This window comes from Kitasatospora sp. NPDC007106 (assembly GCF_040634455.1).
Taxonomy (GTDB): domain Bacteria; phylum Actinomycetota; class Actinomycetes; order Streptomycetales; family Streptomycetaceae; genus Kitasatospora; species Kitasatospora arboriphila.
In genome coordinates, this window is the sequence record NZ_JBEYFP010001240.1 from 1 (window position 1) to 1,381 (window position 1,381).

A 1,381-nucleotide genomic window follows, 5' to 3' on the forward strand; every position below is an offset into this window, starting at 1 on the left:
GGACGAGACCACACCAACCTGGCGAGGGACTTACTAGGGCATAAAGGGCAATCCGTTCACATCAAATGCCCTCTCAAGTCCAAAGCCAGATGATCAAGGCAGCGGCGGTAACGGTGCTCAGGAACGCCGCGGGGTGGTGGCCCGGATCCGAAGGCGCCCCCGGCCCGCGCAACACCATGCTTGGCGGGGCCAAAGGCGCCTTCCCGTACGACCCTTGGGAGCTCTGCCTCAGCCGACCTGCCCCGTCGGCCGGACCGTGATGTGGTTGATGTCCACGCCCGCGGGCTGGTTGACGGCGAACACGATGGTGTCCGCGATCTGCTCGGCGGTCATCGTGGCGGCTGCCTCGGGGGTGCCGCCGCGGCCGTGCCAGAAGGGGGTGTCCACGATGCCGGGGGCGACAACGGTGACGCCGACCCCGTCCTGGCCGACCAGGAGGCGGGTGTTCTCGGCGAGGGCGTGCGCGGCCCACTTGGTGACGGAGTAGAGGTTGCCGGGGGTGTGGCGGACGCCGGCGACCGAGCCGATGATCACGATTCGGCCCTTGGAGGTCCTCAGGTGGGGCAGGGTCTCCTGGATCAGCAGGGCGGGGCCCAGGACGTTGGTGAGGATCATGGCGCGCATGTCCTCGGGGGCGTGGGTCTCCAGGTTGCCGGGCAGGGAGAAACCGGCGTTGGCGATGACGTTGTCCAGCCGGCCCCAGGTGTCCAGCACGTAGCGGACGGCGGCGGCGACGTCATCCGCTTCGCCGGCGTCGCCGGTGATCGTCAGCAGCCGCTCGCCCGCCCCCGCGGTGGTGGCGAAGGCGGCCAGCTTGCCCGCGTCGCGTCCGGTGACGGCCACGCGGTGGCCCTGCTTGAGCAGGGCGCGGGCGGTGGCGGCGCCGATTCCGGTCGAGCCACCGGTGATCAGCGTGACGGGTTCCATGGGACGGCCTCCTCGGCGACGGGGTCATCGGGGCGAAGCGCCTGCACTATACCCAGCGATCTTCGACGCTCGCTCCCGGCTTTCTCCGACGACTCCGCTCATGACTGTGGGTCAGGAGTCAGGCAGTGCCCCGCCGATCAGTCGAGTCGTTGACAGGACTGGCGAACACAGGGGTGATCTGACTGGCCCCCAGTGGGAGCGACTTGAGCCGCTTCTGCCGGTGAGAAACCGACGCCGTGGCCGGTGGCGGGACCACCGGCAGGTAATCGACGGAGTGCTGTACCGGGTCCGGACAGGTGTGCAGTGCCGCGATCTGCCGGAGCGCCGCGGGCTGTGGAAGACGGTGCACGAGCGGCATCGCCGCTGGTCGGCGGATGGCGCCTGGGAGTTGCTCCTCCAGCGGGTGACCCCATGGGTTCGCCGGGCCGGCGCGGGTGGGGCCCGCCGCCGGTCG

2 protein-coding genes are annotated in these 1,381 nt (G+C 70.2%); one reads left to right on the plus strand and one right to left on the minus strand.

Features of this window, described 5'->3' with window-relative positions; all coding sequences use genetic code 11:
• Nucleotides 1–228: 228 nt before the first annotated feature.
• On the minus strand, nt 229–927 hold the full coding sequence (locus tag ABZ641_RS37475) for an SDR family oxidoreductase (protein WP_359989062.1): 699 nt from the start codon (nt 925–927) through the stop codon (nt 229–231).
• Nucleotides 928–1,105: 178 nt separating this feature from the next.
• On the opposite strand from ABZ641_RS37475, the gene ABZ641_RS37480 reads away from it, so the two are divergent.
• Nucleotides 1,106–1,381: transposase (locus ABZ641_RS37480; protein ID WP_359989064.1), on the plus strand; the 276-nt coding region annotated here is incomplete at its 3' end.

Excerpts from the sequence above, each read along its gene's own strand:
- ABZ641_RS37475 (WP_359989062.1), bottom strand. The coding sequence starts at position 927 with ATGGAACCCGTCACGCTGATCACCGGTGGCTCGACCGGAATCGGCGCC.